This window comes from Saccharopolyspora cebuensis (genome assembly GCF_039542665.1).
Lineage (GTDB): Bacteria > Actinomycetota > Actinomycetes > Mycobacteriales > Pseudonocardiaceae > Saccharopolyspora > Saccharopolyspora cebuensis.
Genome location: NZ_BAABII010000005.1, coordinates 138,200 through 164,039 on the forward strand (window position 1 = coordinate 138,200; position 25,840 = coordinate 164,039).

Sequence of the window (25,840 nt, forward strand, 5' to 3'; positions counted from 1 at the left end):
ATCACGCCTCACGCGTAGGGGCCGGGCATCAGGGTGTACTTCGTTTCCAGGTACTCCTGGATTCCTTCCCGGGAGCCTTCGCGGCCGAGTCCGGACTGCTTGACGCCGCCGAACGGTGCTGCCGCGTTGGACACGACCCCGACGTTGAGGCCCATCATCCCGGTCTCGACCTCCTCGATCAGGCGTTGGCCGCGGCGGGTGTCGCGGGTGTAGGCGTAGCCGACGAGGCCGTACGAGGTCGAATTGGCCAGCTCGATCGCCTCTTCCTCCGAGGTGAAGGTGGCGATCGGCAGCACCGGCCCGAAGATCTCCTGCCGCATCACCTTCGCGTCCGGCGGCACGTCGGTGAGCACGGTCGGCCGGTAGAAGGAGCCCGGACCGTCGATCCCCGACCCGCCGGTGCGGACGACGGCGCCGCGGTCGACGGCGTCGTCGACCAGGGCTGCGACGTCGTCGACGGCCTTGCGGTCGATCAGCGGTCCGATGTCGACGCCGTCCTCGGTGCCGCGTCCGGTGCGCATCCCCGCGACGTGTTCGGTGACGCGCCGGCTGAACTCCTCCGCGACGGATTCGTGGACGTAGCAGCGGTTGGCGGCGGTGCACGCCTGCCCGATGTTGCGGAACTTGGCGGCCAGCGCGCCGTCCACCGCCGCGTCCAGGTCGGCATCGTCGAAGACCAGGAACGGCGCGTTGCCGCCGAGTTCCATGCTGGTGCGCAGCACTCCCCCGGCCGCCTGCTCCAGCAGCCGGACGCCGACCTCGGTGGATCCGGTGAACGACAGCTTCCGCAACCGCGGATCGCTGATCAGCGGCCCGCACAGCGGCCCGGAACGCGACGTCGGCACCACGTTGACCACGCCCTCCGGCACTCCCGCCCGCTGCAGGAGCCGGGTCAGCAGCAGGGTGGTCAGCGGGGTCAGGGCGGGTGGTTTGAGCACGACGGTGCAGCCGGCCGCCAGGGCCGGTGCGATCTTGCGGGTCGCCATCGCCAGCGGGAAGTTCCACGGCGTGATCAGCAGCGAAGGACCGACCGGCCGGTGGGTCACGACCATCTGGCCGTTGCCCTCGGGGCTGCTGCGGTAGCGGCCGTCGATGCGGACGGCTTCCTCGCCGAACCACCGCAGGAACTCCCCGCCGTACCCGACCTCGCCGCGCGCCTCCCGCAGCGGCTTGCCCATTTCGAGGGTCATCAGCAGGGCGAGATCGTCGGCGTGCTCCTGCACCAGGTCGAAGGTGCGGCGCAGGAGCTCGGCGCGGTGCCGCGCCGGGGTGCGGGCCCAGTCCCGTCCCGCGCTCGCGGCCGCGTCCAACGCGGCGGCGCCGTCGGCGGGTGCGGCGTCGGCGACCTCGGCGAGCACCGCGCCGGTGGCGGGGTCGTGCACCGGAAAGGTACCGCCGCCGCCGGGAATCCACTCCCCGGCCACGAACAGCCCGTCGGGGATGCGCCCGAGGAGGTCGCGCTCCGTCGTGGTCATAGTGCTGCCCCCAGCTTGAATCCCTCGTTCTCGTCGCCCTTGCGGGTGTAGGAGAAGCCGTCGGCGCCGACGGTGACGGCCATCTCGCTGCTGTCGGTGCGCTCCTGCAGCGGCTGCGGCTCGCCGTCGAGGTCCAGCACCGGCGAGGCCTCGGTGTACCAGGACGGCACGACCGGGTTGCCCCACCAGTCGCGGCGCTGGTTGTCGTGCACGTCCCAGGTCACGGTCGGGTTGTCCGGGTCGCCGGTGTAGTAGTCCTGGGTGTAGATCTCCACCCGGTGCCCGTCGGGGTCGCGGATGTAGAGGTAGAACGCGTTGGACACGCCGTGCCTGCCCGGGCCGCGCTCGATGACGTCGGACCTGCGCAGCGCACCGAGCTTGTCGCAGATGGACAGGACGTTGTGCTTCTCGTGGGTGGCGAAGGCGATGTGGTGCATGCGCGGGCCGTCGCCACCGGTCAGGGCGGTGTCGTGGACGGTGTCCTTGCGCCGCAACCAGGCCGCGTAGGTGGTGCCCTCGTCGTCCTTGATGTCCTCGGTGACCCGGAAACCCAGGTCCTCCAGGTACTCCCGCCCCTTCGGCACGTCCGGGGTCACCTGGTTGAAGTGGTCCAGCCGCACCAGAGCCCCCGGGGTGTGGAGGTCGTAGCGCCACGCGAGCCGCTCGACGTGCTCGACCTCGTGGAAGAACTCGTACGGGAAGCCCAGCGGGTCGGTGACCCGCACCGAGTCACCGATGCCCGCGGTGAAGCCGTCCGCGCGACGTTCGGTGCGGCAGCCGCGCGCCGCGAACCACTGCTCGGCCCGGTCCACGTCCTCCGGGGCGCGGACCCGGTAGGCGAACGCCGCCGCCGCGGCCACCGGGCCCTTGCGCAGCACCAGGTTGTGGTGGATGAACTCCTCGAACGACCGCAGGTAGATCGCTTCGTCGTCCTCCTCGGTGACCGCCAGGCCGAGCATGTCCACGTAGAACTCCCGGGAAGCCGCCAGATCGGTGACGACCAGGTCGAGGTAGGCGCAGCGGACGATGTCGGGCGGGGGAAGCTCTGATGTCGCAGCCGAGACACTCATCGTTGAACGTTCCTTCGCGTGCGTGGCGCCGTCAGGCGCCGAACTTGGGGGTGTGGACGGGGGCCAGCGAGATGTGCATGGCCTGCTGGTCGGAGTAGAAGTCCAGCGACCGGTAGCCGCCCTCGTGGCCCAGACCGGATGCCTTGACCCCGCCGAACGGGGTGCGCAGGTCCCGGACGTTGTGCGAGTTCAGCCAGACCATGCCGGCGTCGACGCGCTGCCCGAACGTGTGCGCGCGTTCGAGGTCCGAGGTCCACACGTAGGCGGCCAGCCCGTACTTGACGTCGTTGGCCAGCTCCAGCGCTTCCTCGTCGGTGTCGAAGGGGGTGATCGCCACGACCGGGCCGAAGATCTCCTCCTGGAAGATCCGCGCCGTCGGCGGCACGTCCACGAACACCGTCGGCTGCACGTAGTTGCCCGACTCCAGGCCTTCCGGGCGACCACCGCCGGCGGCCAGCGTGGCCTCGGTCTTGCCGATCTCGATGTAGCCGGTCACCTTCTCGTGGTGCTCGGGGTGCACCAGCGCGCCGACCTCGGTGGCCGGGTCGTGCGGGTCGCCGACCTTGATCTTCTCGGCCCGCTCGACGTAGCGCCGGACGAACTCGTCGTAGACGGGGCGCTCCACCAGGATCCGGCTGCCCGCGGTGCAGCGTTCGCCGTTGAGCGAGAAGACGCCGAACACCGTCGAGTCGATCGCGGCGTCGAGGTCGGCGTCGGCGAACACCACCGCCGGGCTCTTGCCGCCGAGCTCCATGGACAACGCCTTCAGCGTGGGCGCGGCGTTGGCGAAGATCAGCTTGCCGGTCGCCGACTCCCCGGTGAACGAGATCAGCTGGACGTCCTCGTGCTTGACCAGCGCGTCGCCCGCGTCCTCGCCGATCCCGTGGACCAGGTTGAACACGCCGTCCGGCACACCGGCCTCGCGGAAGATCTCCGGCCACAGGCTCGCCGACAGCGGGGTGAACTCGGCGGGTTTGAGCACCACGGTGCAGCCCGAGGCCAGCGCCGGGGCGAGCTTCCAGCTCTCCAGCATGAACGGCGTGTTCCACGGGGTGATCAGGCCGGCCACGCCCTTGGGCTTGCGGTTGACGTAGTTGACCTGCTTGCCGGGGACCTTGTACGTGTCGTCGGCCTGCGCCACGATCAGGTCCGCGAAGAACCGGAAGTTCTCCGCGGCCCGCCGGGCCTGCCCGAGCGCCTGGGTGATCGGCAGCCCGGAGTCGAAGCTCTCCCACTCGGCCAGCCGCTCGTCGCGGGACTCGACGATGTCGGCGATCCGGTTGAGGACGCGGGCCCGCTCGCGCGGCAGCATCCGCGGCCACGGGCCCTCGTCGAAGGCCGTGCGCGCGGCCGCGACGGCGCGGTCGACGTCGGCCCGGGTGCCGGCCGCGGCCTGGAGGTAGTTCCGGTTGGACACCGGGTCCAGGACGTCGAACGTGGCGCCGTCCGAGCTGTCGACGAATTCGCCGTCGATGAAGTGCTGGATCCGCTCCGGCAGGTCCTGCGGCACGCGCCGGGCGGGCGTGGCGGCGTCGGTCATGGTCGTTCTCCTCAAGCGGTTGCGGCGGTGCGGGCGGCGATGGTGTCGCTGTCATCGACCGGCGAGAGGTGGTTCGCGCCTTCGGCGAGCAGCGCGCGGATCGTGTCCTGACCCGGTCCGGTCGGCGTGATCAGCGGCGAGCGGACGTGGCCGGAGCTGATCAGGCCGCGCTGCTGGAGCACCCACTTCACCGGGGCCGGGTTGGTCTCGACGAAGATCAGGTCCACCAGCGGGTGCAGGCCGTAGTGCAGGTCCAGCGCCTCGTCGAGCTCCCCGGCGCGGTAGGCCTCGTACATCCGCTTGGTCGCGGCCGGTGCGATGTTGGCGGTGGCGCTGATGAAGCCGGTGCCCCCGAGGGCCAGCAGCGGCAGGCACAGCAGCTCGATGCCGGACCAGACCAGCAGCTCGCGACCAGCGGCCTTGATCACCCGGGAGAAGTGCTCGAAGTCCTTGGTCGTTTCCTTGATGCCGACGAAGTTGGGCACGTCGCGGTGCAGCCGGGCGACCGTCTCCGGTGCGATCTCCACCGCGGTCCGGCTCGGCACGTTGTAGGCGATGATCGGCAGGTCCGGGTACTCCGCGGCGACCGTGGAGTACCAGGCGTACAGCGCTTCCTGGGTGGGCCGCGCGTAGTACGGCGTGATGATCAGCGCGGCGTCCACCCCGGCGTCGTGCGCCGCGCCGGTGAGCTCGATGGTCTCGTCGAGCTTGGCCGAGCCGGTGCCCGGGACGACCGGGGCCCGACCGTCGACGGTCGTGAGCACGGTGCGGATCGCCGCTGCCCGTTCCTCGATCGTCTGCGCGCTCGGCTCACCGGTCGAGCCGCCGATGGAGATCCCGTCGGAGCCCTGCTTGAGCTGCCAGTCGACGAGGTTCGCCAGCGACCGGTGGTCCACCTCGCCGTCGGCGGTGAACGGGGTGATCACCGGCGCGATCGATCCGGTCAGTTCCTCGGGACGGGTGCGCCAGGCACCCGGAGCGTTGCTCATGTCGAACCTCCTGGGGAATGGTTGCGGGTGGTGTGCGCGGCGGTGCCGGTAACGCCGCCCGGAGCGCCCTGCGCACCGCGGTGCTTCAGCGGTCGGAGTTCCGCTCGGCGTCGTAGCGCTCGCGCCATTGGCCGGACAGCGGGTAGAGGCCGTCGACGGACGCGCCCTCGGCGACCCGGGCCGCGATCCACTCCTCCTCGGCTTCCTGCTCGATCGAGGCGTCGAGCACCTCGTCCAGCAGCGCCGGGGGGATGACCAGGACGCCGTCGTCGTCGCCCACGATCACGTCCCCGGGCTGCACCGTCGCACCGCCGCACGCGATCGTGAGGTCGCCGTCCCACGGGACGTGCCGCCGCCCGAGGACGGCCGGGTGCGGACCGCTGGAGAAGGTGGGGATGTCGAGTCCGGCGACCGCGGTCCAGTCCCGCACGCCGCCGTCGGTGACGATGCCCGCCGCGCCCCGGACCTGCGCCCGCAGCGCCAGGATGTCGCCGACCGTCCCGCTGCCGCGCTCACCGCGGGCTTCGACCACCAGGACGTCGCCGGGACCGAGCGCGTCGAAGGCCCGCTTCTGCGCGTTGTACCCGCCCCCGTGGCTGCGGAACAGGTCCTCGCGACCGGGCACGAAGCGCAGCGTGCGCGCCCGGCCGATCATCTTCCGCCCGGGGCTGTTGGTGCGCACGCCGTCGATGGACAGCTGGTTGTGGCCGTGCTTGCGCAGCTGCGCCGACAACGTCGCCACCGAGACCTGCCGCAGCTTCGCCACCAGCTCGTCGGTGAGCTCGAACGGGGCCGGCTCCGGGACGAGCCCGGCGGCCTCGCGGCTCCCCCACGCCTCGGCGCGCTGGTGGTCGTCGACGGCCGGCTGCGCGCTGAAGTCCGGCAGCGGGACCGCACCCTCGACCACGGTGGTCCGCAGCCGGCCGGTGCGGTGCTCGGTGTCCGGGACGTCCACCTCGACCTCGATGACATCGCCCGGGACCACCACGGAGGACCCGGCGGGGGTGCCGGTGAGCACCACGTCCCCCGGCTCCAGGGTGATCAGCTGCGACAGGTCCGCGACCAGCTCGCCGAACGGGAAGGCGACGGCGCCCGCGGAGTCGTCCTGCACGAGCTCGCCGTTGACCCACGTCCGGACCCGCAGCGCGGCCGGGTCGAGCTCGGCGGCGGGCAGGGCCGCGGGCCCCAGCGGCGTGTAGCCGTCGCCGCCCTTGGAGCGCAGGTTCGAACCCTTGTCAGCGGCCCGCAGGTCGTAGACGCCGAGGTCGTTGGCCGCGGTCACGGCGGACACGTGCGCCCACCCGTCCGCGCGGGCGATCCGGCGGGCGGTCTTGCCGATCACCAGTGCGATCTCGCCCTCGAAGGCCAGCAGCTCCGCGCCCAGCGGGCGTTCGACGGTCTGGTCGGTGGCCGCCACCGAGGTCACCGGCTTGAGGAAGTACGACGGCTTGGCCGGGGTCCGGCCGCGTTGGGCGATCCGCGACCGGTAGTTCAGGTGCAGCGCGATCACCTTGCCCGGTCGCCCGACGAGTGGGTGCCGAGCGAGTCCTTCGGAGGGGGAACCGACATCGTCGTGCGTCATGCCAAAGAACGTATACGATGACGTATCTGATATCAATGCCGCGAGTACGCTCGCGACGGGACGACCGGACGCGCCACGCGCCTCGGGCAAGATGAAGTGGACGTCGATCGAAACGAGGACCCATGACCACGGACGCACCGGCCGGCCGCGTCGCCGCCAGCAAATCCCAACTGGCGTACGAGTGGCTCCACGAGCGGATCGTCTCGCACCGCTTCACCCCCGGCTACCGGTTGGTGCTGAGCCAGATCGCCAACGAGCTCAACGTCAGCACGGTCCCGGTCCGCGAGGCCATCCGGCGGTTGGAGGCCGAAGGCCTGGTCACCTTCGAGAAGAACATCGGCGCGCAAGTCGCCATGGTGGACGAGGGCGAGTACGTCGCCACCATGCAGACGCTCGCGGTCGTCGAAGGCGCCGCCACCGGGTTCTCCGCCCCGCTGCTGACCGCCGACGACCTGGCCGGCGCGCGCGAGGTGAACCAGCGGATGCGGGAGTGCTTGCAGCACTTCGACCCGCGCCGCTTCACCGAGCTCAACGAGGAGTTCCACGCCGTCCTGTTCGCCCGCTGCCCGAACGAGCACATCACCGACCTGGTGCACCGCGGCTGGAACCGGATGCGGATGCTGCGCGGCTCGACCTTCAGCTTCGTTCCGGGCCGCGCGGTCGAATCCGTCGCCGAGCACGAGCAGCTCGTCGCCCTGATCGAGGACGGCAGCGACCCGGTCGAGGTCGAACTCGCCGCTCGTCGGCACCGCACCGCCACCCTCGACGCGTTCCGGCAGTTCCAACGCGACCACGACCAGCACGGACCGTCCCACGGCGGGCAGGCGTAAGCGCGAGCGAGCCGGGCCGCGCCGGAACGCGACCCGACCCGCACCGGCCATTACTTGGTCTCGCCCGCGAGATCGACCTCGCGCCCCTCCCGGGTGGCCCGCACGCAGGCCGCCGACACCAGGAACGACAACGCCCACACCAGCGCGAGCAACCACAGCCCGCCACCGGCCGCGAGCACCAGCCCGGAGGCGATCATCGGGGTGAAACCGGCGCCGAGGGTGGAGGCGCTCTGGTAGGCCAGCGACGCGCCGGTGTAGCGCATCCGGGTCGGGAACAGCTCGGCGACGAACGCACCGAACGGTCCGAAGATCACCCCCTGGACGATGCCGTTGGCCAGGAAGAGACCGATCGCGAAGCCCCACAGCGTGCCCGTTTGCAGCAGCAGGATGATCGGGTACGCCAGCACCGCCCCGGCGAACATTCCGGTGACCATCACCGGCTTGCGGCCGAACCGGTCGGACAGGCGGGCCGCGAACCAGATCCCGACGATCGTCAGCGTCGCCCCGACCGCCTTGACGTTGAGCACGCCGGTCCGGTCCACGCCGAGATCGATCACGTGGGCCACCGCCCACACCGTCATCAGGCCCTGCACGGTGTAGGAGCTCATCCCGGCGATGATGCCGAGCACCAGGTTGCGCGGGTACTGCGTGACGACTTCCAGCAGCGGGATCTTCCGGCGCTCGGCCTTCTCCTCCAGGTCCAGGAACAACGGCGTCTCCGACACCTTCAGCCGGATCACCAGGCCGACGGCGATCAGCACGGCGCTGAGCAAGAACGGCACCCGCCAGCCCCAGCTGAGGAACTGCTCGTCCGGCAACGTGGAGAACGCCGACACCACCAGGGTCGCGAGCACCGCACCGGCCGGCCCGCCCATGTTGGCGAAGCTCGCCGCGAACCCGCGCCGCTTCGCCGGGGCGTGCTCGAGCGCGACCAGCATCGCGCCGCCCCACTCGCCACCGACGGCCAGACCCTGCACCAGCCGCAGCACGACCAGCAGCACGGGTGCCGCGACACCGATCCGGTCGCTGGTCGGCAGCATGCCGATCGCGGTGGTGGCCGTGCCCATCAGCACCATCGACACGATCAGCACGCCCTTGCGGCCGATGCGGTCGCCGAAGTGGCCGAAGATCGCGCCGCCGAGCGGGCGGGCGACGTAGCCGACGGCCAGGGTGGTGAACGAGGCGAACAGGCCCACGGCGGGCGGCATCCCGGCGAAGAACAGTTCGCCGAACACCAGGCTGGCGGCGGTCGCATACAGGATGAAGTCGTAGAACTCGATGGCGCTGCCGATGAAGCTCGACGCCAGGATGCGCCGCATCTCCCGGGAGTTGAGGCTGTCCGATGCGGACTCCCGGTCCGCGGGGGCGGTGGTCCGCTGGTTCATGGTGCGACCACCTCTGCGCGCGTGACGTGGGATCCGGGCGGCGACGTGCCGAAGGGCAGCACGTCGAGGTCGTCCGGGACGACGAACGTGCCCTGGCACCGCTCGGCCGCGGCCTCCCACACCGACCGCGGCGTGGTACCGGGCACCAGGTGGTGCAGGGCCAGCGCCCCGGCGCCCGCGGCGTTGGCGATGTCCACCGCCTGGTCCGGGCTGGTGTGGGACTTGGTGTGGTGGTCGATCGAGGCTTGCGCGGTCGGGCCACCCCCGGCGTAGGTGCGGTGCACCCAGTCGAAGTCGATCGCCTCGTGCAGCAGCAGATCGGTGTCCCGGGCGAGGCGGATCAGGTTGTCGCACGGCGCGGTGTCGCCGGAGATGGTGACCGAGCCGTGCGCGGTGTCGAAGCGGAACGCGAACGCCGGCGCGATCGGCGGGTGGCGCACGAGGGTGGCCGTGACGGTGACCAGGTCATCGGCGTAGATCTCGAACGGCCGCACGCCGTCCGGCGTCGGGTTGTCGTTCGGGTGGTAGCCGGTGGCCTCCGGGACGCGGATGTCCTCGGCCCGGAAGTGGTCGAGCGGGCTGGGCCGCAGCGCATCGAGCACGCGGTCGTTCAGGTCGGTGGCGTAGGCGGCCATCAGGTGCCGGAACATCGCCGCCGTGCCCGGGGTCGGCTGCTCCGGGAACACCGGGGCCGGTGGCACCACCGCGCGTGGTGCGACGGGCGGCAGCGCCCCGCGGTCGCCGGGCCCGATGATCCGGACCGGGTCCTGGTCCTCCGCCAGCGCGAACATGCCGAAGATCGCCAGGCCCGCCAGGTCGACGGTGTGGTCGGAGTGCAGGTGCGTCAGGAACACCGCACGCAGCGAGCTGATCGGGATGCCGGCGAGGTTCAGCTGCCGTCCGACCCCGTGACCGGCGTCGACGAGGTAGGCGCGGCCGCCGACGAGGACGGCCGTGGCGATGCCGGAACGCTCACCCGCGTTCTCGCCCGCCCACCAGCGGGGCCCTCCTGCGGTCCCGAGGGTGACGACCCTCGGCCTCGGATCGGCGGCGTTGCCGAGCCGGAGGTGTGTGGTGTCGGTCATGCCGACGATTGGAAACCGCTCCACCGATCGAAACAAATACCGAATTTCAGGTGTACCGATAGAAGACGACTATGAGTCTGGGCACCCCAGCATCCCGTGGAACGCCTGCGCGGCGGGCGACAGCCTGCCCGGGCGGCGGAAGAGGTAGAGCCGGCGGTTGAGCACCGGCTCCACCGAGCACAGCACCGCGCCTTCGAGCTCGGCGAGCCGCGCGAGCGGGCGCGGAAGCACCGCGCACCCGGCACCGGCGACCACCAGGTGCAGCGCGGACTCGCGGTGACCGACCTCCACCACGACGTTGAGCTCGACGCCGCGCCGCTCCGCCTCGGCGCGCAGGAGGTCGCGCACCAGAGTGCCCTCGAAGCCGGTCACCACGTCCCTGGCGAGCAGCTCGTCAACGGTCATCCGACCGTCCGGCGACGGGACGCTGCCCGGCGGCATGGTGATGACGAGCTCCTGCTCGCCGATCGGGACGGTCTCCAGCTCGTCGTCCGAAGGCGATGTCACGCCGGAGAAGCCGAGCTCGGCCTGCCCGGTGCGCACGGCCGCACGCACGTCGTCCTCGGATTCCGGCTGGCTCAACCGCACCCGGACCTGCGGGTGGCGAGCGCGGAACCGCCCGATCACCTCGGCCAGCGGATCCAGCGCGAGCGTGGGCAGCGTGACCAGGTCCAGCCTGCCCGCCATCAGCCCGGTCACCTCGCGCACCGCGGCCCGCCCGGTCTCCATCTCGCGCAGCGCCCGACGGGCGAAATCGATCAGCGCGGTGCCGGCCGCGGTGAGCCGCACGCTGCGCGGCAACCGGTGGAACAGTTCCGCACCGAGTTCCCGTTCGAGGACCTTGATCGAATGCGACAGCGAGGGCTGCGCCACGTGCAGCGCGCCGGCGGCTGCGGTGAACCCACCGTGGTCCACCACGGCGAGGAAGTACTCGAGCTGACGTCGTTCCACGCGCACACCCTAGGCGGCCCCACCAACCCCGGCCGACGAGCACGACGGCGCAGAGCGGCTTCAGGGGCCCAGTGCATACGAAATGTCCGCGGCGCTCTTGCGGACCAGATCGATGATCGTCTCCCGCACCGCGACCGGGCGGGCGGCGCTCGCGGACGGACAAGGAGTCCCGCATCCGGGTGAACCTGACCCTCCGGGGTTTATGTCAGTTTGACAGTAATGTACCTTCCGATCTCGTGGTCGAAGATTCGTGGTCGCCGCCGGAAGTTCTGGTCACGGTGGATCTGGTGATCCTCACGCTGCGGGAGGCACGGCTTCAGGTGCTGCTCGTGGAGCGCGGAGTCGAGCCGTACCGGGGTGCGCGCGCGCTGCCCGGCGGTTTCCTGAACAACGCCGGGGAGGACATCCTGGACGCCGCTCATCGCGAGCTGCGGGAGGAAGCGGACCTCGACGGCGCGCAGCTGCACTTGGAGCAACTCGGCACCTACGGTGCGCCGTCACGTGATCCGCGTGGCCGGGTGATCTCGGTGGCCTACCTCGCGATCGCCCCGGGCCTTCCTGAACCGGTCGCGGGCACGGACGCGGCGGAAGCCGGTTGGGTGCCCGTCGAGGACCTGCTCACCGGGTGGTCGAAGCTGGCCTTCGACCACCGCCAGATCCTCACCGATGGGGTGGAGCGTGCGCGGAGCAAGCTGGAGCACTCGGCTCTCGCGACCGCGTTCTGCGACGGCACGTTCACGATCGCGGAACTTCAGCAGGTCTACGAAGCGGTCTGGGGCGTCGAACTCGACCCCCGGAACTTCTACCGGAAGATCCAGGCGGTACCCGGGTTCGTCGAACCGGCGGGCACGGATCGCAGAACCACGGGAGGACGTCCCGCTCGGCTGTTCCGAGCAGGGCCGCGAACCGTGCTGCACCCCCCGCTGGTCCGGCCCGGTCGAACGACGAGCGAAGGGGAACGATGACGGACCACATGGTGGTGATACTGACCGCCCTCAACGTGGAGTACGAAGCCGTGCGGCGGCGGTTGGTCAACCTCCGAACCCACATCCACGTGCGCGGTACCCGCTTCGAGGTCGGGACCCTCGCTGCGGGAGGTGAAGTGGCGCTCGCGCTGACCGGCAAGGGCAACCATTCCGCAGCGGTCCTGGCCGAGCGCGCGATCGAGGAGTTCGAACCGGTCGCCGTGCTGTTCGTCGGTGTCGCGGGCGCGCTGTGGGATGCGACTCCGCTCGGGGATGTCGTGGTGGCCACGCACGTGTACGCCTACCACGGCGGGACCAGCGAGGACGACGGGCTCAAAGCACGGCCCAGGGCATGGGAAGCCGATCACAGGCTCAGCCAGCTCGCCTCCCACATCGCCCGAACCGGGCACTGGGCGGAGGAGGCCGATCCTGGAAAGCGGCGACCCAGCGTCCACTTCGGTCCCATCGCCGCTGGCGAGGTCGTGCAGAACTCGAGGATCTCCGCCGAGGCGGAATGGATCCGGCAGCACTACAACGACGCCGTGGCGATCGAAATGGAATCCGCCGGCGTCGCCCAGGCCGGACACCTGGGCGGCTCCCCGGTGGCCATCGTGCGCGGCATCAGCGACCACGCCGACGGGACCAAGAACACCGACGACGACGGCAGGTGGCAACCACGGGCCGCCAACAACGCGGCAGCGTTCGCGAACCGACTGGCAGACGAACTCATCGGAGAACAGGAGCACTCGACGATGCGCCACCGCGACACGGACCGCACCGGGGACGTCACCAGCATCGCCTACGGAAACGTCGGCATCCAGGCCCGGGACGTCAGCAATAGCTCCGTCTGGATGGGCATTCCCGGGCCTACCCCGCCCACGCCCGATCTCGCCGCCCAACTGGCAGCCGTCCGCGAGGAACTGGCCCGCGCGCGATCGAGCGGGCGGCTCGACGCGGCTACCTGCGATGCGGCGCAGGACGAGCTCGACCTCGTCGGCAAGGCCTTGGAGGAGAGCACGCCCGACGCGAAGAGCAAGTCCGTCCTCGCGCTCAAGCGACTGCGCGGCTTGATCGACGAATCCGCCGAGATCGCGGCCAAGGTCGCCGCGCTCATCACCGCCGTGAGCGGGCTGTCGTGAGCGACGGCCACACGAAGAACACCGCGGAATCCGGCTCGTTCGTGGGGATCCAAGCCGATGAGGTGCACAACTCGACCGTGTACCAGGTGCTTCCCGGGGACCCGCCCGAAGTGAAGTACCAGGTCGGTCTGCGGTACCTGGATGACGGCGTACCGTCACGGGCACGGGACCTGATCACCGAAGCCATCACCCGGAACTACGAGAACGCCGAAGTGCGGTTCCACTGGGTGCTGGCCATGCTCAGCAAACGCTCGTACCGCGACCTCACCGCCGAGGAACGAGCCCAACTGGCGCGTCTGCCCGACCACCTCGCCAAGTATTCGGACAGCGAGTGGAAACGCGCGCTGCATGCGGTGACCGACCTCCTCGGCGAGCTCGACGGTTCCGAGAGCGACCCCAGCGGAGCACTCGGAAAGCTGAAAGCGCTGCCTTCCCAGCAGCGCGATGCGATCGTGCGGCACTGCGATCTCGTCCTCACCGGCGGCATGAAAGACCACTTCTGGGCAAGGATTCGCCGAGAAGCGGACCGGATGAGATGCCACGACGACCGGCTCGACCGGGTGTGGGCCTACTTCCACCCCCGCCCCGCCGGTCCGCGTGCCCGCCGCCCCACACCGAACGCCTGCACGCTTGGCGACCGCTTTCGCACCGCCCTGTCGACCACTTCCTTGGCCCTCGCCATCGGTTACCTCGGCTGGCTCGTCCTGAGGCAGCCGACCCCGCTTCCGGTCATCGCTTACCTCGCTGCGCTCGCCGCAGGCTGCGGTGCCGCCAAGTCCGGATTCGAGTGGCACTACCGCGTGCACCGACGCAGGGCCAAAGACCGCGAGCATTCCGGGAGTTTCGGTCCGACCGAGAACGCGGAAGCAGGATTCGCCAACGACGTCGATCGCTCCTTCCGATACTACTCCCACAAGTACGCCCCGAAGGGCGTGAACACCGACTCCTGGCTCCTGAGCACCAGGTCTGCTCGGGCGGCGCGGCGAAACGAGATCGTCGAGCTCTACCGCGAGAGCAGGATTCCCATCGCCAAGGTCAACTGGCTGATCCGGTACGTGATCCGTCAGGTCAGGAAGCAATGGCGGGACGAGACGCTGTTCGAGTACCGCGAGCGCTACCGGACTTCCCTGGCGACCAAGGCCTGGTGCTTCCTCTGCCTCGCGATCACCGCAGCATCAATGTCCATCGTCGTCATGGCGGCATTCCTGACGGACCCTCTCCCCGCGGTGGGCGCCGCGCTCATCGCGCTCGTGAGCACACGGATCGCCGCTGCCACGTGGTCGCTCATCATGAGCGAACGTCGCCGCGTCGCTGAAGAGGAACGGGAGTACCTCCGCACCCTGGAAGAGAGGGAAGCCGAGCACAGCAGGTGGAAGAGCAAGCTCGAAGCGACCTGCCCCACGGAGAACGAGATGGAAGCGTGGCTGGCGTGCGACAGGGCGCTCCTCATCGACGAAGCACTGCGCCACTACCGACTCGCCTGGCGCGACATCATCGCCCACGCCATCGTCCAGAGCCCGGCGAAGAACAGCAAACAAGCCCACGTCCCAGGCGGTCCTTGGCGCTACTCCAAGTACGACCTGCACCTGTTCCTCATCACCTCGGACGGCGTTCGAGAGCTCACCAGGCAGCTCGACTTCGAAAGCGCATCATTCCACGGACACGAGCGGGGGAACTTCCGATTCGACGCCGTCTCCTCGCTGCACGTGGTCAAAGCCGGCGAGTACGACTACACCATCGACCTCACCCTCACGAACGGTCCCTCCCGGACCATCCGCGTCGCAGAACCCGAGCAGAGCGCTGAGCTCAGCACCGAGGGCGAGGCAGGCCTGCCCGAAGTGAGCCTCGACTCCGCTGGATTCACCCACGCCCTGCACGTGCTGGAGGGCATCGCAGCCGAAGGCAAGGCATGGCTAGAACGCACCGACGCCCGGAAAGTACCGATCGATGCCGACACCACGAGCCTGATGCCCCTCACCTAGTACCGGGGAAGCTCCAGCGAACCATCCGGGCAGCCTTGCGAGGCTACGCTGCGCGAATCGGTCGCTGTCGACCAGGTGCTCGGTATCGGGCGCGGCTGCAGTGGCGGACTGCTCGGTCGGGTCGGTGAGCTCACCGCGGGCGGCTTGCCCCCCGCTGGGGCAGCGGAGACCGTCCACGTCGGGTTGCGTCCCCTGACGAGCTTCCGCCCGGCCGTTCTCGCACCCCGTACGCAGCACCTCGTGGAGCCAAGGCGGGATGTTGCTGCTCGCCGTGGCGCGTGTTGGCGTCACAAGGGTCGGTGGACTGCCCGCGGCCGTTGCCGGGTACTCCGCAGTCGCACTGTGGTTATCGCTTTCGAGCGATCTCGGACGACCGGAGGCGGGCGCCGTGTCGCAACCCGGCAACCGAAGGTGGGGACGGATGAGTACCCGTGACCGCTCCGCACCGCGGAGCGCTCCGCAACCGGACAGCTACCTGGTGCGGTTCACCGACACGCCCCAGGGCCGTATGCGCAGCCGGACGCTGGGTCCCGCCGGCGACGAGGCGCCGCACGTGGTCGCGGTCCAGGGGATGGCGGTGTCGGAGTACCTGCTGCCCGCACTCACCGCGCTGAGCGACCGTGCCCGGACGCACTTGGTGGACCTGCCGGGGCTCGCCGGTAGCGGGCCCGCGACGGAGCTGCTCGACGTACCGGGCTACGCCGCCGCCGTGACCGCCTGGTTGGATGCCGCGGACCTGCCGCCGGTCGTGCTGGTCGGGCATTCGAGCAGCACCCAGGTCGTCGCCCGAGTCGCCGTGGCGCGTCCGCGTCGGGTGCGCGCACTGGTGCTGGCGAGCCCGACGGTGGATCCGGCGGTCCGGTCGTGGCCACGCCTGATCCTGCAGTGGCGCCGGGACTCGCGCTACCCTCTGCCCGGGTTGCAGCAGCAGCACACCCCCGAGTGGGTCCGTGCGGGCGCGCGCCAGCTGCGCAACCTCGTGTCGGTGCACCTGCGCGATCACCTCGAGGACGTGATCGGGGCGGTGCGTTGCCCGGTGCTCGTCCTGCGCGGCGAGCACGACGAGGTTTCGACCGAGTCGTGGGCGCGGTCGCTGGCCGATCTCGCCCCGGAAGGGAGGTTCGAGGCCGTGCCCGGACCGCACACGTTCGTCTGGAGTCACCCGACGGCGTGGTGCACGCCGATTCACGACCTCATCTCGCGGGCATGGGACGCGCCGGCGCAGGGGTGAGGCCGCGGCAGGCCGTCGCCGCCTTCGATTCCGCGTCGGCGATGCTGCGCGTGCTCTCCCGCCACCTGCACGGGGGCAGCAGCCCCGCCTTGGGGCTCGGGCCGACCGCGCGGCTGGCGGGACCTGGCCTCCTGCCCTGGGTGAACCGGCTCCCCTCCGCCTTGCGCGAACGGGCGTACGCGTGGTCCGGTCAGCTCGAAGCTGTCGGCCAGGACCGGCTGCGCCATGTCGACATGGAGGACGTGGCCGGCTGGGTCACCGGGCACTACCCGCGCCGCCGAGGTCCCGCGGTGATGATCGGTTCTACCTCGGGTGCGAGCACCCACCTCGCCGCGCTCGCCGGCGTGCCGTGGTTGCCGCAGACCGTGCTGGTGCCGGTCCGGCACCGCGGGCTGCACCCGGACGAGCCCAGAGCCGCGGTGGACGGCCTCGCGGCCGCCCGCGCCGCCATCCTCACCGCCAACCCGACCGTCGGCCTGCACCACATGCACGATGCCAACCAGGACCGGCTGATGATCCGGCGGATGGCGTACTTCCGGCTGAAGTACCGGCGGCTTCCCGCCGCGTATGCCGACTTCCTCCGCGCCCGGCTGCAGCCGGGCGGCACCGTGCTCGTCGCCGACTGCGGTCAGCGCTGGCCCACGACGACCACCGGGGAGCGGCAGGTGTTCCAGCACGGGGCCGTCGGCGGGCTCACCGCCGAGGAGTACGCCGAGGGCGGTCCCCGCGTCGCGCGCTTCCTGGCCGAGCAGGGCTCACCGTACTCCCGCTGGGACGCACCGCCCCCCGACACCTCCAGCCCCGAGGCCGAATGGGGCTTCGATCCCGCGCTCCTGCCCGATCTCGCCCGGCTGTGCGAACAGGAGGGATGGCGGCTCGAACGGCTGCGGTTCGAGCACCCCGATACCCTCAGCGCACCGGTCGCGAGGATCTACCGGGACTGGTACGCCGAGCACGGCATCCCCCCGGACCGGTTGCTCGTCGGATGCTTCGCCCTGCTCGACGTGCACCTGCCGCTGCGGCAAGGGCGGGTCCCGTACTGGACGACGTTCGGCACCCGCTCAGCGCGCGACACGCTCCTCGACCACCTGGCCGACGGCCCGGACTACGACGAGATCGACCTCGGGCTCTTCTCGCACGGCACCTGCTCGGCAGGCCTGGCGAACATCGAGGACTGGGACGAGGTCCTGCGCCTGGCCCGCCATCGAGGTGACTACTGCGGAGTCGACCGCGAGGTGTACCCGCAGGACTTCGCCAGCAACGTCCGATTCCACGCGCAGCTCGCCGCCCGGGGCCCGGCGGCGCCTGTTCCCCACCCCGCACCGTGGGAGTGGGTCCGGCGGCGCCTGCAGCACTCGCCCGATCCGGCCGTGACCTACCTGGTCGAAGACAGCGCGTAGCGGCACGGGACCGACCGGCCGAGGCCGTGCCGCTGATTCCGCGAGTGCGGCGCTGACGGCAGCGGGCTCCTGGGCCCCCGAGGCTGCCCCGCGCCGACCAGATCACCGGGAAACCGCGTCCGCGTCAGGATTCCGCAGGCGTTGAGCCGTCGGGGTCTTGCAGGTCCGGTGCTTTGACGCGCTCGGGTGCGAACACGCGGCGGAGCATGGGTTCGAAGAACTCCAGCGTTTCCGTGGGGTAGTTCGGGTCGAACGAGTTCTGGTCGTAGTGGGCGCAGAAGTCCACGCAGTCCTGGTACCAGGGGTGGCCGGCCCAGCGCTCGCGGGCGTGCGGGTCGGCGCCGACGTGGTGGAACCAGTACGCGCCTTGGAACACCCCGTGGTGCTTGACGACCCAGTAGTTGCGTTCGGACACGTAGGGCCGCAGGACCGCCGCGGCGACTTCGGAATGGTTGGCCGGGCCGAGCATGTCGCCGATGTCATGCACCAGCACGCATACGACCATCTCCTCGTCCTCACCGGCGCGGTAAGCGCGGGTGGCGGCCTGCAGGCAGTGCTGCAGGCGGGTGATCTGGTAACCGCCGTGGTCGTCCATGTCCCGCAACCAGCTCAGGACGCGGTCGGGGAACCGCGCGAGCTCGGCGTCCTCGTAGCGACCGAGGAGCCGGTAGTCCTCGGCGGTCCCGTCGGCCATCGCGGTGAAACCCACCGAAGGCTGCTGCGCGCCGTCGGGCCCGCCGGGCCGTTCGAGGTTCGTGCTCATGCGTTCTCCTCGATGTGGGTGGGCTGCTGCGCTGCCAGCGGCTTGTGCTCTCCGCGCAGCACGCGGCGCCGCGCGAGGAAGTCGTCGAACTCCATGTAGACGTCCTGCAGGTGGCGGACGCCGCTGGACGGGTCGTACGGCAACCGGCCGTGCAGCACTCGGTGCGAGTGCACGGTGAGCAGGTCGCCGTCCTCGGACTTGAACGTCGCCCGGTAGCGCCCGGAGTCGATGATCCTGCCCAACTGCCGGTACGCCTCGTAGAAGGCCTCCACCTGGTCGAACGGGACGGACAACGGTTGCGCGAGCTGGTTGGAGAACCGGAAGACCTTGACCTCCCCGTCGGTGTCGAGCTGGACCATGGGGTTCTCGGCCCAGGTGTCCTCGTCCTCGCTGAACAGCTGGTACGGCACGGGACCCGGCACAGCACGTCGAAGTGCTCGGGCGCGTTCCGGCGCAGTTCCGCGAGGGCGGCCCAGCCGTCCACGAGGGTCGACTCCCCGCCCGTGGTCCGATTGGCCAGGAAGTGCAGCAACTGGATCGACGGTGGCCAGTTGTAGCTGGGCAGATCCGTGTGCGGCTCGAGCTCGCCGGGCGTGTGGGCCACGTTGTAACCGGCGGGGTCGTGCCGGACGTTGTGCACGCGCTCGAAGGCGACTTCGCGGACGTGGCCGACCGCCTCGGCGAACCGCTCGACCTCGCCCTCGACCGAGGGAACGCCGGTCACCACGGCCGCACCGTGCTCCCGCACGGCATCGAGGTAAGCCAGCTCCCCGCTGACCGTCCCCACCACCTCGTGGTGCGGAATGCGCGGGACCTCAGCGCCCGCCGCGCTCCAGAGCGTCACGCGGTGCCGACGCGGGGCCTTCGGCTCGGTGGAGTAGTCGTGGCGGCGCAACCACTGCGACGAGTACCGAGCGCGCCGCCCATCGTTCCACCGCACGTCCAACCCGTGTTCCGGGTCGAACGATGCCTCCGCCGGTGCGATCCCGTCCGGGATCGACGCGGTGAACAGCTTTCGCTCGCTGGACTGGAACACCCGGCGCTCCGCGACTCCCCGGCTTCCTGCACGCCCACCCGGACATCGACGTGCGCCTGATCTGCGCCGTCTGGTCCGAAGCGCTCACCCCCGGCGAGGTCGACGTCGACATCCACCAAGGACGCGGGCACTGGACCGGTGTCCACAGTGAACTCCTGCACCACGACGACGCGGTGATCGTCCACGGCCCCGAGCACCTCCACCGCTACGGTCCCGTCCGCTCCACCGATGACCTCGCGAACCGGCCCAGAATCCAGATCCTCGGCTTCGACGACGTCTGGCAACGCCTCCTGCCCACCGGGACACCGTCACCCGGTAGCGCCACCACCGTCGACACCAGCATCAGCGCACTCGAACTCGCCGCCGCCGGCCCGGCCTGCGCGATCATCCCCGAACGGTTCGCCCGCACCGCCGTCGCGACCGGTCGGGTCAGCCTCGCCCTCGACGCGGCCTGGCCCATGCGGCAAGCCCACTACCTCGTGCGTTCCCTCGACGCACCGCCCCCGTCACCGACAGCGCGCCGCTTCCTCCGCTGGCTCGCCGGGATCGAGCACCAGGACGCACTCCTCGCGGAAACCGGCCGCTGACGCGAAACCGTTCCGCGGCAACGGTGCGACGGCCTTGCCGGTAGTGCTCCCGGTCAGGTCTTGGCGGTGGAGGTGACACCGGGGATCTCGCCGCTGCGAAAGGCGTCGACGAACAGGCGGTGGTCATCGCGGACCACGTCGGCGTAGTCGAGCGCGAAGTCGCACAACCACCGGGTGAACTCCTCCCCGTACCCGTCGACGACGGCCGCGATGGCCTCCTCCGTCTGGAAGGGCACCAGCGCCTGGTCGGAGTCGGAGTCGGACACGCAGTGGATCTTGGCGATGGCGCGGCCGAGGTAGTCCAGGACGGGCGCGATCTCGGCCGGTTCGGTCAGCTCCTCCCAGGCCAGATCGGATTCGTAGGGCGAGACCTCGTCGACGACGTAGCCGACACCGTCGATCTCGGTGTAGCCCAGCATCGGGTCGGCGTGTGCCTGCAGCGCGCGTTGGGACAGCACGGTGCGCTGCCCGTGGTGGCGGAAGTGGGTGCGGATGTTCCCGTCCGGAACGACCCGGGAAGGTGCCGCGACGTTGCCTTGCTTCATCGACACCACGATGTCGTTCTCCAGCGCCTCGTTCTCACCTTCGATGAGCACGCTGTAGGCCGGGAGGCCCGCGCTGCCGATCCCGAAACCGCTGCGCCCCACCAGGTCCTTGACCTCGTAGGCCACCTCGCGCATCTTCTTGTCCTGCGGGATCGTGGTGAGGTACCGGCGGAAGGCGGCCAGGACCCGCTGGTATTCGGGCGCTTCCAGGCGGCGCACCTCGGGCCCTTCCCGGAACTTGCGGCTGTAGCCTTCGGTTTCGGTCATGCCGTCGAGCATGCTGCCGCGGGACCGCAGGCGGGCCCGCTGCAGGACCTCGTGGATGGCGCCGTCCGTGGTGTTCAGCCGCAGGGAGAACGCGGAGTCGCGCTCGCCGCGCACGAACTCGCCGACCTGGTCGAGGTAGGCGCGGGCGGCGGTCCGGACGAGATCTTCGATGTCGGTGTCCGGCAGTGCCTTGCGCCAGCCCAGCAGGGCGACGCTGGCGGCGAAGCGCTGCAGGTCCCAGGTGAAGTGACCGAGGTAGGCCTCGTCGAAATCGTTGACGTCGAACACGAGCACGCCTTCGCCGTTCATGTACGTCCCGAAGTTCTCGGCATGCAGGTCGCCCTGGATCCACACCCGACGGGTGCGGTCATCGGCCCACGGGTCTTCGAGGCGCGCCACGTCGGCGTAGAACAGGCACGCGCTGCCCCGGTAGAACGCCCAAGGCGAGGCGGCCATCTTGCGGAACTTGGTGCGGAACGCCACCGGCGCCGCCTGCATGAGGTCCGAGAAGGCCTCCACCAGCGTGTCGACGATGAACCCTCGCCGCCGGTCCTGGTCGGCGACGCCGAGACGTTGCGCGAGCTCGGACATGACCTGGCCTTTCCCGATCGGTTCGACCGCCGACGGTCTCGAGGTCGGCGCGCGATCGTCTGTCGTTCGGCACCACGCGTGCGGCCGGAACGGTAACGCGACCGTACCCCCTTCGGGGCACCACGGCCGGGCGGCCGTCGGTCGACGAGGTCGGCCACCGGCTCGGAACGCGACCCGGGTGGCGGAGCGGTCCGCGACGTCGGCTTCGTCGGACGGCCGGCAGGTGACGCAGGACTCGCCGGAGACTGTCGCCGCCGGGCAGGACCACGTGGAACGGGTCAACGAAGCCGAAAGGTGTCCGCGTCCGCGCGAGGTCCGCCAGCGGACGGGCCGCACCACGGGGCTAGCATGCGCGGCAGTCCCGCCAGCCCTCGACTCCAACGGCCGACGAGGAGCCACCACGATGCCGTACCTGCTGCAGATGGACTTCCCCACCCGCGGTCCGTTCGGATCGGCGATGGCCGAAGCGTTCGCGGAACTCGCCGCCAGCATCAACGACGAACCCGGCTTCCGCTGGAAGATCTGGACGGAGAACGCGGACGCGGGCGAAGCCGGCGGGATCTACCTGTTCGAATCCCACGAGACCGCGCAGCGCTACCTGCACAAGCACACCGAGCGGCTGAGCGGCTTCGGCATCACCGGCGTCACCGCGAAGATCTTCGAGGTCAACGAAGCCCTGTCCGCGATCAACCACGCTCCCCTCCCCCGCGCGTAGACCCGGCCCAGGCCGCCGCCGCGGTCCGCAGTCCCGAACGCGCCTTCCCGCCCCTGTTCGAGCCGGTCCGCTCCCGGCAGGACGAACGAGCGCTGGAAGCACTGCGGCAGCTCGTGCGGGCGGCGTTCTCCAGCCGAAACGGCCCCGTGACCTGCGAAGGCAGGACGCGGGGCCGTTCGGCGTGGATCAGGGCGCGTAGGTCAGGCCGTGCCCGAACGGGAAGAGCGCGCCGTCGGTGGTCTCGGCGTAGCCCGGGGTGTCGCTGTGCTGCTCGAGCACGGCGCGACGGGTGCCGGCGAGCGCGAACGGCATCCGGCCGGTGGGTGCGGACGCGCCGCTGAGCACGTCCATCAGGGCTTCGTCGGAGGTGCCGAAGGTGGCCAGGACGGCGCCCGCGTTCCGCAGCCCGCTGGCCTGGTCGAGCACGTACGGCTGGCGGAAGTAGACGTTGAGCACCACCTTGCCGGGGTCGCCGACCTCCCGCATCACCTGCTGCACCACGTCCAGCGGCGGGGTGACCTGCCACGACCCGGCCTCGGCCATGCCGGAGAAGTCCAGGATGCCGGACTCCCACGGGTAGGGGCCGCCGAAGCGCAGGCGATCATCGGTGCATTCCTGCGCGCCGTAGGCGTTGCAGGCGTCCGCGGCGCCGTAGGGGCTCTGCCCGTCCAGGCCGCGCACCCCCTCCAGTTCGATCGGGTTGATGTGCTCGGGGTCGAGCCCGGTGGCCGGGTCGTCGCTGCGGTAGTCCGAGGTGTTCGCGGCGTGCGCCGTCATGTCGATGAGCACGTGGTCGGCGCCCGCGGCGCTGGGTCGATCGGCGGCGTTGCCGTTGATGACCTCGTAGCCGTAGCTCTCCACGACGACAGGGTCGATGCCGCCCAGCACGTAGACCGTCGAACCCTCCGGCAGCGGGAGGGCCGACCGCCCGTCGGCGGCGGGCCGGTGCTGCAGCAGCACCGCGGACTCGCGCTGCAACTGCCGGGCGGTCTCCTGGTGCTCGGGGTTGCCGACGATGCCGTTGGCGGCGGAGGCGTCCACGTAGGGGTCCTCGAACAGGCCCAGCCGGAACAGCGGCAGCAGCAGCCGGTGGGCCGCCTCGTCGATCCGCTCCTCGGTGACCAGGCCGTCCGCGACCAGGCCGGTGATCACGCCGACCTCGTCGAACCCGGACAGGGTGTCGGTCCCGGAGTTGATCGCCGCAGCGATCCGTTCGGCCACGGAGGCCTCTTCGAGACCCCACGCCCGGTCGTTGATGATGCCGGTGTCGGAGTTGACGTAGCCCTGGAAGCCGAGCTGCTCCCGCAGCAACCCGTCGATCGTCTGCTCGCTGAAGGCGAAACCGATCTGGTCGTAGTCGACGCCCTCGTGGGTGACGTCCACCGGGACGCCGTAGTACGGCATGATCGAGGACACCCCGGCCTCGATGGCCGCCTCGAAGGGCCGGAGATGCGCGCCGAACGCACCACCCGGGTAGACCTGGGTCTTGCCGAACGCGTAGTGGGGATCCAGCCCCAGCTCCTGCGGCCCGCCGCCCGGGAAGTGCTTCATGGTCAGCGCGACGGCGCTGTCGGGCGACAGCGACACGCCGTGCCGGTCGGCCTGGCCTTGCAGCGTCCCCACCAGGGTGGTCATGATCTGGGCGGCCAGTTCGGGATCCTCGGTGAACGTCTCATGGGTGCGGTACCACCGTGGCTCGGTCGACAGGTCGGCCATGTAGCCGTACATGCCGCGCAGCCCGATCGCCTCCCACTCGGCGGCCATCACCTCGGCGAAGTCCTCGACCGCGGACAGGTCACCGGTCGTCGGTCGCTCGCCCGCGGCGGCTCGGCGGCCCAGCGCCGCCGCGGCGAGGCCCGCCTCCTTGGGGAAGGCGGTGAAAGCACCGCTCGACTCGTTGATGCCCTCCCGGGCATCGGCGTCGATGTGGTTGCGCGCGTTGGACTTGTACAGCACCGGGATGCCGAGCCGGGTGGACTCGCTGCGTTCCTGGATGGTGTTCATGTGGGTCGCCGCTTGCTCCGGCGAGAGGGTGGCGCCCTCGCCGGGGTCGCACCGCTGCCGCCCCTCCCGCACCACCTCGTTGCGGAAGACGAACCGGTGCATGTGCTGGGTGTGCTGGTAGTCGTCGGCCAAGCCGGTGTCGACCGCGCCGCCGCAACCGGCGTTCAGCGTGTCGATCAGCATCAGCCCGGCCTTCTCCGCCAAGGTCATCCGGTGGAGGAGGTCCTGGGCGCGCACCTGCGGGGGCAGGTGCCAGTTCTCGTACGGGTCCACGCCGCCGTTGGCGTTGAGATCGCGGAAGCGCTGGTCGCCGCGCTCGATGATGGGCTTGGCCCGGGCTTCGACCTCGGGAACGTCGTGACCTGCTCGCTCGGACGCGTCCGGCGACGACGCGAGCGCCCCACCCGGCAGCATGGCCGGAACCGCGAGAACCGCCGCGAGAGCGGCGACCGCCGACCCAGGAGGATAGGTGCGGTGACGTCTCAATTCCTGACTCCCTTGTCCGAATTGGATGTTCATCTTGCGGCCGGGCGGACATCACCTCCCGCAACCGGCGGCATCACGCGCCGTTGACCGGAGTCACATGGTTCTCGCGCGGCTGCCCGCGGGGCAACGCGTTGCCGTTTGTTGTCACGGCGCGGCACTGCTGCGCGGCGGCGAACGGGCCGCGTGCGGCAATTGATGACAACCACGTGCCATGGCCGTGCGCCCCTGGCTATGATCACCGGTTCCGCGGCAAGGGGCTTCCGGCACGAGGACGATCGCTCGCCGCACTCGTGCTCGACACCCGCACCGGCGTCGCGATCGCAGTTCCGGCGCTCGCGCCCCCGCCCCCGGCTCCAGTCGGCACCCTCCCCCGGAGCGACGCCCACCAGGACCGGAGGCGCGGGCGACGGCCGACCTCGGGCGGCGGTAGTGTCGTGCAGATGCCCGGCGACCGGTCGACCGGGCCGAGCCGGAACGGATGCGGGAAGGGAGCAGTGTGGGCGAGCGGATGCAGATCGGTGAGGTGGCCGAACGCACGGGGCTGTCCCTGCGCACGATCCGCTACTACGACGAGGTCGGACTCGTCGTGCCCAGCGCCCGCAGCCAGGGCGGCTTCCGCCTCTACACCGAACCCGACATCGACCGGCTCCAGCTGATCAAGCGCATGAAACCGCTGGGCTTCCAGCTCGAGGAGATGCGGGACCTGCTGGCCATCCTCGACCCCACGCCCGACAGCCCCGCGATCGAGGACCCCGAGGCGCGCCTGGCGGAGTTCAGCGCCACCGCCGAGAACGCCTGCGAAGACCTGCGCGCGAGACTGCGCATCGCCGAGGAATTCGCCGCCACGATCCGCAGCCACCTCGACGCGGGCCGCTGAACCGCACCCGGCGGCCTGCCCCCGGCGTCCGCGGGTGGACGTGATCCGGCACTCATTTGCTCCCCGCCCCCTCCACGCCTCCCACCCCCTCATTTAACGTGAGGGGAGAGTTGCGGGCCATCGCGGCCACCGATACCGCGACCGAGCCCGGGGTCACCGACGTCCCCGACTCCGATCACGAGCCGAGGAGCGTCCATGTCCGCCGAGCAGGCCGCGGTGATCTGACCGCCCGCCGCGCCGTCACCGCCGACGGCTCCTCCGCAGACGACTTCAGCGCCCCAATTCCCACCGCGTTCCGCCGCGCCGCCGCGGTGGTCCTTTCGCGCCGCGATGCGGCGCCCGAGC

Annotated in this window: 19 protein-coding genes and 2 pseudogenes; 9 read left to right on the forward strand and 12 right to left on the reverse strand. The window is 70.6% G+C overall.

What is annotated here, in order from left to right; translation table 11 throughout:
- Nucleotides 1-8: 8 nt before the first annotated feature.
- The 5 genes from ABD976_RS10420 to ABD976_RS10440 all read right to left on the reverse strand — a co-directional run bounded on the left by ABD976_RS10420 (nucleotide 9) and on the right by ABD976_RS10440 (nucleotide 6,656).
- Complete coding sequence (locus ABD976_RS10420; RefSeq protein WP_345361026.1) at nucleotides 9-1,475, reverse strand: NAD-dependent succinate-semialdehyde dehydrogenase; 1,467 nt, start codon at nucleotides 1,473-1,475, stop codon at nucleotides 9-11.
- Nucleotides 1,472-2,545 (reverse strand): 3,4-dihydroxyphenylacetate 2,3-dioxygenase, encoded by a 1,074-nt coding sequence (gene hpaD, locus ABD976_RS10425; protein ID WP_345361028.1) that lies wholly within the window; start codon nucleotides 2,543-2,545, stop codon nucleotides 1,472-1,474. Before hpaD ends, ABD976_RS10420 begins: the two co-directional genes overlap by 4 nt.
- Nucleotides 2,546-2,576: 31 nt before the next feature.
- Nucleotides 2,577-4,085, reverse strand: coding sequence for a 5-carboxymethyl-2-hydroxymuconate semialdehyde dehydrogenase (gene hpaE, locus ABD976_RS10430; RefSeq protein ID WP_345361031.1), 1,509 nt, complete (start codon nucleotides 4,083-4,085; stop codon nucleotides 2,577-2,579).
- A gap of 11 nt (nucleotides 4,086-4,096) precedes the next feature.
- Entirely contained in the window at nucleotides 4,097-5,074 is a 978-nt protein-coding gene (gene dapA / locus ABD976_RS10435; RefSeq protein WP_345361034.1) for a 4-hydroxy-tetrahydrodipicolinate synthase, read from the reverse strand.
- A gap of 85 nt (nucleotides 5,075-5,159) precedes the next feature.
- The gene (locus ABD976_RS10440; protein ID WP_345361037.1) at nucleotides 5,160-6,656 is read right to left on the reverse strand and encodes a fumarylacetoacetate hydrolase family protein; all 1,497 of its coding nucleotides are present in this window, start codon (nucleotides 6,654-6,656) and stop codon (nucleotides 5,160-5,162) included.
- 122 nt (nucleotides 6,657-6,778) lie between these two features.
- Between ABD976_RS10440 and ABD976_RS10445 the strand changes: the two genes are divergently transcribed.
- On the forward strand, nucleotides 6,779-7,486 hold the full coding sequence (locus ABD976_RS10445; RefSeq protein ID WP_345361039.1) for a GntR family transcriptional regulator: 708 nt from the start codon (nucleotides 6,779-6,781) through the stop codon (nucleotides 7,484-7,486).
- A 50-nt stretch (nucleotides 7,487-7,536) separates the two neighbouring features.
- Here the strand turns inward: ABD976_RS10445 and ABD976_RS10450 are convergent, their stop codons facing one another.
- The 3 genes from ABD976_RS10450 to ABD976_RS10460 all read right to left on the reverse strand — a co-directional run bounded on the left by ABD976_RS10450 (nucleotide 7,537) and on the right by ABD976_RS10460 (nucleotide 10,907).
- Nucleotides 7,537-8,871: an MFS transporter gene (locus ABD976_RS10450; protein ID WP_345361042.1), complete on the reverse strand. Its 1,335-nt coding sequence runs from the start codon at nucleotides 8,869-8,871 to the stop codon at nucleotides 7,537-7,539.
- The gene (locus ABD976_RS10455) at nucleotides 8,868-9,956 is read right to left on the reverse strand and encodes an MBL fold metallo-hydrolase (RefSeq protein WP_345361045.1); all 1,089 of its coding nucleotides are present in this window, start codon (nucleotides 9,954-9,956) and stop codon (nucleotides 8,868-8,870) included. The genes ABD976_RS10450 and ABD976_RS10455 overlap by 4 nt, the downstream gene beginning before the upstream one ends.
- A 69-nt stretch (nucleotides 9,957-10,025) precedes the next feature.
- Nucleotides 10,026-10,907, reverse strand: a complete 882-nt coding sequence (locus ABD976_RS10460; protein WP_345361048.1) for a LysR family transcriptional regulator — start codon at nucleotides 10,905-10,907, stop codon at nucleotides 10,026-10,028.
- A gap of 236 nt (nucleotides 10,908-11,143) precedes the next feature.
- On the opposite strand from ABD976_RS10460, the gene ABD976_RS10465 reads away from it, so the two are divergent.
- The 5 genes from ABD976_RS10465 to ABD976_RS10485 all read left to right on the forward strand — a co-directional run bounded on the left by ABD976_RS10465 (nucleotide 11,144) and on the right by ABD976_RS10485 (nucleotide 17,624).
- Entirely contained in the window at nucleotides 11,144-11,872 is a 729-nt protein-coding gene (locus ABD976_RS10465; RefSeq protein WP_345361712.1) for an NUDIX hydrolase, read from the forward strand.
- Nucleotides 11,869-13,011, forward strand: coding sequence for a 5'-methylthioadenosine/S-adenosylhomocysteine nucleosidase family protein (locus tag ABD976_RS10470; RefSeq protein ID WP_345361051.1), 1,143 nt, complete (start codon nucleotides 11,869-11,871; stop codon nucleotides 13,009-13,011). The genes ABD976_RS10465 and ABD976_RS10470 overlap by 4 nt, the downstream gene beginning before the upstream one ends.
- Complete coding sequence (locus tag ABD976_RS10475; RefSeq protein WP_345361053.1) at nucleotides 13,008-14,993, forward strand: hypothetical protein; 1,986 nt, start codon at nucleotides 13,008-13,010, stop codon at nucleotides 14,991-14,993. Before ABD976_RS10470 ends, ABD976_RS10475 begins: the two co-directional genes overlap by 4 nt.
- Before the next feature lie 421 nt (nucleotides 14,994-15,414).
- Nucleotides 15,415-16,224, forward strand: coding sequence for an alpha/beta fold hydrolase (locus ABD976_RS10480; RefSeq protein ID WP_345361056.1), 810 nt, complete (start codon nucleotides 15,415-15,417; stop codon nucleotides 16,222-16,224).
- Nucleotides 16,221-17,624 (forward strand): hypothetical protein, encoded by a 1,404-nt coding sequence (locus tag ABD976_RS10485; protein ID WP_345361059.1) that lies wholly within the window; start codon nucleotides 16,221-16,223, stop codon nucleotides 17,622-17,624. The genes ABD976_RS10480 and ABD976_RS10485 overlap by 4 nt, the downstream gene beginning before the upstream one ends.
- Nucleotides 17,625-17,748: 124 nt before the next feature.
- Here the strand turns inward: ABD976_RS10485 and ABD976_RS10490 are convergent, their stop codons facing one another.
- Together ABD976_RS10490 and ABD976_RS29605 are read right to left on the reverse strand one after the other, a co-directional pair.
- On the reverse strand, nucleotides 17,749-18,387 hold the full coding sequence (locus ABD976_RS10490) for an HD domain-containing protein (RefSeq protein WP_345361062.1): 639 nt from the start codon (nucleotides 18,385-18,387) through the stop codon (nucleotides 17,749-17,751).
- Nucleotides 18,384-19,423: pseudogene (locus tag ABD976_RS29605) on the reverse strand (TauD/TfdA family dioxygenase). The gene ABD976_RS10490 and the pseudogene ABD976_RS29605 overlap by 4 nt, the downstream one beginning before the upstream one ends.
- Nucleotides 19,424-19,443: 20 nt before the next feature.
- Between ABD976_RS29605 and ABD976_RS10500 the strand changes: the two are divergent.
- Nucleotides 19,444-20,010: pseudogene (locus ABD976_RS10500) on the forward strand (LysR substrate-binding domain-containing protein); the annotation flags it as partial.
- A 53-nt stretch (nucleotides 20,011-20,063) separates the two neighbouring features.
- Here the strand turns inward: ABD976_RS10500 and ABD976_RS10505 are convergent.
- Complete coding sequence (locus tag ABD976_RS10505) at nucleotides 20,064-21,413, reverse strand: DUF2252 domain-containing protein (protein ID WP_345361068.1); 1,350 nt, start codon at nucleotides 21,411-21,413, stop codon at nucleotides 20,064-20,066.
- A 403-nt stretch (nucleotides 21,414-21,816) separates the two neighbouring features.
- On the opposite strand from ABD976_RS10505, the gene ABD976_RS10510 reads away from it, so the two are divergent.
- Entirely contained in the window at nucleotides 21,817-22,128 is a 312-nt protein-coding gene (locus ABD976_RS10510) for a monooxygenase (RefSeq protein WP_345361071.1), read from the forward strand.
- Between the two features lie 186 nt (nucleotides 22,129-22,314).
- On the opposite strand, the gene ABD976_RS10515 is transcribed toward ABD976_RS10510, so the two are convergent.
- Nucleotides 22,315-24,546, reverse strand: a complete 2,232-nt coding sequence (locus ABD976_RS10515; RefSeq protein ID WP_345361074.1) for a glycoside hydrolase family 3 protein — start codon at nucleotides 24,544-24,546, stop codon at nucleotides 22,315-22,317.
- 568 nt (nucleotides 24,547-25,114) lie between these two features.
- Between ABD976_RS10515 and ABD976_RS10520 the strand changes: the two genes are divergently transcribed.
- Nucleotides 25,115-25,495, forward strand: a complete 381-nt coding sequence (locus ABD976_RS10520) for a MerR family transcriptional regulator (RefSeq protein WP_345361077.1) — start codon at nucleotides 25,115-25,117, stop codon at nucleotides 25,493-25,495.
- Nucleotides 25,496-25,840: the final 345 nt, after the last annotated feature.

Excerpts from the sequence above, each read along its gene's own strand:
- ABD976_RS10420 (WP_345361026.1), bottom strand. The coding sequence starts at position 1,475 with ATGACCACGACGGAGCGCGACCTCCTCGGGCGCATCCCCGACGGGCTG.
- hpaD (WP_345361028.1), bottom strand. The coding sequence starts at position 2,545 with ATGAGTGTCTCGGCTGCGACATCAGAGCTTCCCCCGCCCGACATCGTC.
- hpaE (WP_345361031.1), bottom strand. The coding sequence starts at position 4,085 with ATGACCGACGCCGCCACGCCCGCCCGGCGCGTGCCGCAGGACCTGCCG.
- dapA (WP_345361034.1), bottom strand. The coding sequence starts at position 5,074 with ATGAGCAACGCTCCGGGTGCCTGGCGCACCCGTCCCGAGGAACTGACC.
- ABD976_RS10440 (WP_345361037.1), bottom strand. The coding sequence starts at position 6,656 with ATGACGCACGACGATGTCGGTTCCCCCTCCGAAGGACTCGCTCGGCAC.
- ABD976_RS10445 (WP_345361039.1), top strand. The coding sequence starts at position 6,779 with ATGACCACGGACGCACCGGCCGGCCGCGTCGCCGCCAGCAAATCCCAA.
- ABD976_RS10450 (WP_345361042.1), bottom strand. The coding sequence starts at position 8,871 with ATGAACCAGCGGACCACCGCCCCCGCGGACCGGGAGTCCGCATCGGAC.
- ABD976_RS10455 (WP_345361045.1), bottom strand. The coding sequence starts at position 9,956 with ATGACCGACACCACACACCTCCGGCTCGGCAACGCCGCCGATCCGAGG.
- ABD976_RS10470 (WP_345361051.1), top strand. The coding sequence starts at position 11,869 with ATGACGGACCACATGGTGGTGATACTGACCGCCCTCAACGTGGAGTAC.
- ABD976_RS10480 (WP_345361056.1), top strand. The coding sequence starts at position 15,415 with ATGAGTACCCGTGACCGCTCCGCACCGCGGAGCGCTCCGCAACCGGAC.
- ABD976_RS10490 (WP_345361062.1), bottom strand. The coding sequence starts at position 18,387 with ATGAGCACGAACCTCGAACGGCCCGGCGGGCCCGACGGCGCGCAGCAG.
- ABD976_RS10505 (WP_345361068.1), bottom strand. The coding sequence starts at position 21,413 with ATGTCCGAGCTCGCGCAACGTCTCGGCGTCGCCGACCAGGACCGGCGG.
- ABD976_RS10510 (WP_345361071.1), top strand. The coding sequence starts at position 21,817 with ATGCCGTACCTGCTGCAGATGGACTTCCCCACCCGCGGTCCGTTCGGA.
- ABD976_RS10515 (WP_345361074.1), bottom strand. The coding sequence starts at position 24,546 with ATGCTGCCGGGTGGGGCGCTCGCGTCGTCGCCGGACGCGTCCGAGCGA.